Source organism: Clostridium tarantellae, from assembly GCF_009295725.1.
Taxonomy (GTDB): Bacteria; Bacillota; Clostridia; order Clostridiales; family Clostridiaceae; genus Sarcina; species Sarcina tarantellae.
Map to the genome: position 1 here is coordinate 1 of NZ_WHJC01000334.1, position 3,423 is coordinate 3,423.

The following is a 3,423-nucleotide window of genomic DNA, read 5'->3' on the forward strand; positions in this document are numbered from 1 at the left end:
CTATTGATGAAACAGGAGCTTTTTATTCAACTAGATCAATACTTCAAATATTAAAGCAAACAAAAAATACCATAGCAAAAGGTATTGTAAGAGATTTTCCAAGGTATGAAACAAGAGGATTTATGCTTGATATAGCTAGGAAACCTTTTACTATGGATTATTTAAAAGAAACAACAAAATTAATGTCATGGTATAAAATGAATGATTTTCAGGTGCATTTAAATGATAATGAATTTTGGTTCCATGACGAATATGAAAATTGGCAAGATGGTTATGCGGCTTTTAGATTAGAGTCAGAAACTTTCCCAGAAATAACAGCTAAAGATTTATTTTATACTAAAAAAGAGTTTGGAGAGTTTATAGATAATTCAGAGCTTTATGGAGTTAATATAATTCCAGAGATAGATGTGCCAGCTCATTCATTAGCATTTACAAAAGCTTTTCCAGAACTTCGTCAAGGAGATGGAGAAAAAGCAGACCACTTAGATGTAAGAAATCCTGAAACTTTTAAATTTGTGGATGCTTTATTTAATGAATATATAGGTGGAGAAAATCCTGTATTTAGAGATCAGGATTTCCATATAGGAACAGATGAATATAAAGGAGATAATGAAGGCTTTAGAATGTTTACTAATAATTATTTAGACTTTGTAAGAGATAAAGGAAGAACTCCAAGGCTTTGGGGAAGTTTATCTCAAATAAATGGACAACCTTCTGTATCTGGTGAAGGAGCAACTATGAACCTTTGGAATTTATGGTGGGCAGACCCTGTGGCAATGATGAATAAAGGTTTTGATATTGTAAATACAGATGATTCAAATCTTTATATAGTACCAAGAGCTAGTTATTATGAAGATTATTTAGATACTAAGAGCCTTTATGAAAATTGGGAACCTAATACTTTTAGTGGTAATTATAGCTACAAAATTCCAGCAGGGCATCCTCAATTAAAAGGTGGTATGTTTGCTCTTTGGAATGATTTAATAGGTGCTAAAGCAAATGGTATATCTGAACTAGATACTTTTGACAGAATTATGCCAGCAGTTCAAGTTCTTTCAGAAAAGATGTGGTCTACAGATAATGAAAAGAGTTTTAATGAGTTTAAGGAAGTGGCTGATGAAGTTGGAACAGCACCAAATACAAATCCACGATATGAAGTAGAATCTGTAGGAGAAACCCTAATAGATTATGATTTTAATAATGGTTCAGAAAATGAAATGGTGGATAACTCAGGAAATAATTACAATGCTACAGGTTCTAATGTAGAGGTTATAGATGGTGAAGATGGAAAAGCCATTTCATTTAAAGGAGAATCCAGCTTTGTAGATACTCCAGTAGAAAATAAAGGACCAAATTATACAGCTACCTTTAAAGTTAAAAAAGATGGTAATGGAGATTTTAGCGAGCAAATTTTATCAGAATCAAAAAATGGTTCTTTAAAAGCTTGCCAAAAAGATACTGGTAAGGTAGGTTTTTCAAGAGAGTTTTATGATTTCTCCTTTAATTATCAATTACCTGAGGATCAGTGGGTAGAGTTGACTTTCGTAGGAGAAATGACTAAAACAAGTTTATATGTAAATGGACAATTAATAGATACCATTAGTGAAGTTAGCGAACATGAAAAAGTTGGTACTTTTGTATTGCCATTAGATAAGATAGGTAGTGAAACTAACTCATTTAAAGGTGCTATTGATGATGTACAAGTTAAAAATATAGCAGAAAAACCAATAGATCCAACATTAATTCCACAAAGTGAAATGACAGCTACTGCTACTAGTGAGCATACAGCAGCTGGAAATGAAGGATATGCTAGTTATGCTATTGATGGAAATGAAAATACTATATGGCATACAGACTGGGCAGGAGTTACTTTCCCACAAAATATAACTTTAAATTTAGGGGGAGAGCATACTATAAATAAATTTACTTATCTTCCAAGACAAAGTGGAGATAATGGTAAAATTGAACAATATGAATTACAAGTAAGTACTGATGGAGAAACTTTTACAAAGGTAGCAGAAGGAACTTGGAATATAGATAAATCTTTAAAAACTATTAATTTTGACCCAGTAAAAGCAACTCATGTAAGATTAGTAGCTAATGACGCAGTAGGAAACTTTGTATCAGCAGCAGAGTTAAATGTTCATAAGGTTACAGAAGAAATTCCAGAAGTAGGTGGTAAAGTAGCAATTACAGCGCCTACTGAAGTAAAAGTGAATGAGAAAGTTAATGTAGAGTTAGGCATAAATGAAATTAAAAATATTTCACCATATGCATCAGATTTTACAATAACTTATGATCCAGAAGTATTTGATTATAATGAAGTAACTTCAAAGATTGAGGGAGTATTAGTAACAGGCAAAAAAGTTGAAGAAGGAAAAATAAGAGTACTAGCTTCATCTTTAGGCGGGGATGGACTTCCACAAGGAACAAATTTCATAAACTTAGGTTTAACAGCAAAAGCTATTTCAGAGGAATCAGTTATAACAGTTGATATAGCTCAAGTTGGAGATGAAAATGGAAATGTTCATGAAATAGAAAAAGGTTCTACAAAAATAGCTGTTAAAGAAAATAGTATTCCAGACCCAGGAGTTAAGCCAAATAAAGTAGCGGATTTGAAAGGTTCTGAAATAACTTCAAATAGTATTAAATTAACTTGGACAGCACCAACTAATACTGAAGTCTCTGAGTATATTATTTACAAAGATAGCAAAGAAATTGCAAGAGTAAATGGAACAGAATATTTAGTAGAAGATTTAAAAGCAAATACTTTATATGGATTTAAAATAGTTGCTGTAGGAGTTAATGATGAAATTTCAAGACCATTTGCAAAAAATATAAGAACAAGTAAATAAATATTTAAAATTAATATTATTTAAATATTAAATGGTTATATAAGTTTATAAAAATAATAAAATATAAATTATAGCAAAAACAAATAAAAATATACTCCCTTTATGGTAAACTGTTAAAAAACTATTTTCATTAAGGGAGTATTGTTTTTATTTATATTTAATCAATATTTCTATGGAAAAATGTTCTTTTAATGAATTTTAAATTTAATTTTTATTATGTATTTTATTGAAATATTCCTTTAAATTTTCAATTATTTTAGTATGTTCTTTTTCATTTTTCGCCTTATTTAAATCTTGTTTAAATTTATTTAAATCAGTTTTCATTATTTCTTCTTTTTCACTTAAAATAGTTTTATTATCTAAATATTTTATAGTGTAGTCTAATCTTTCATTTAAATCTATTAACTCTTCTTTCTTTGGAGTATCTACAGATTTTTCATATTTAACCTTTTGAAAACTTAATAATTTAGTCATTTGATCAAAAGTTAATCTTTTAGTTCCATATACATGCATTGCTACAAACCTTAAAACTATGCATAATAAAACAACAGTTGATATTATATAAGAT

The 3,423-nt window shown here is 29.3% G+C and carries 2 protein-coding genes; one reads left to right on the forward strand and one right to left on the reverse strand.

The window, feature by feature from the left end; genetic code table 11:
* Positions 1-2,855, forward strand: a 2,855-nt coding sequence (locus GBZ86_RS13955; RefSeq protein ID WP_152891659.1) for a family 20 glycosylhydrolase, incomplete at its 5' end; no start/stop codon positions are given.
* 204 nt (positions 2,856-3,059) lie between these two features.
* Here GBZ86_RS13955 and GBZ86_RS17365 read toward each other — a convergent pair.
* Positions 3,060-3,423: serpin family protein (locus tag GBZ86_RS17365; protein ID WP_170272270.1), on the reverse strand; the 364-nt coding region annotated here is incomplete at its 5' end.